Here is a 586-nt window from a genome sequence, read left to right on the forward strand (position 1 = left end):
CTCTCGCCGCAAGGCGTACCGGGTGAGCTCGTGATTGCGGGGAAAGGACTGGCAAGAGGCTACTGGAATCTCCCAGGGGAAACGGACAAACGGTTTGTCCCAGATCCGTTTTATCCAGGAGAGCGTATGTACCGTACAGGCGACTTGGTGAAATGGACAGAGGATGGCGAGCTGATCTACCTCGGTAGAAAAGACCATCAAGTGAACATCCGCGGATTCCGTATTGAGCTATCAGAAATTGAAGCGCAGCTCCTTGCGCTAAATGAAGTGAAAGAAGCCGTCGTGACAACGCTCAAAGACGCAAGTGATCAAGACGCTCTTGTCGCTTACGTCATCACAGATAAAGAAACGGATACGCTGAAAGAAAGCTTAAAGCGCACCTTGCCTGACTATATGGTGCCATCATGGATCATCAAGCTAGACCAACTGCCAATGACGGCAAATGGCAAAGTGGATCTCAAAGCACTGCCAGCACCTGATATGGAAGCGAATCAAACAGCATACGAAGCCCCAAGAGATGAAGTGGAAGCACTGCTTTGCGGCATTTGGGAAGATGTGCTTGGCGTCAGCCAAGTTGGTATTCACG

General features: G+C 50.5%; 1 protein-coding gene. It reads left to right on the top strand.

Annotated features, from left to right (window positions below; genetic code table 11):
• The coding region (locus tag ACTJJD_RS19320; RefSeq protein WP_440608755.1) for an AMP-binding enzyme at positions 1-586 on the top strand (586 nt) is incomplete at both ends.

The sequence above is a fragment of the Bacillus sp. 22446 genome (genome assembly GCF_052044955.1).
GTDB classification, from domain to species: Bacteria; Bacillota; Bacilli; order Bacillales; family Bacillaceae; genus Bacillus; species Bacillus altitudinis.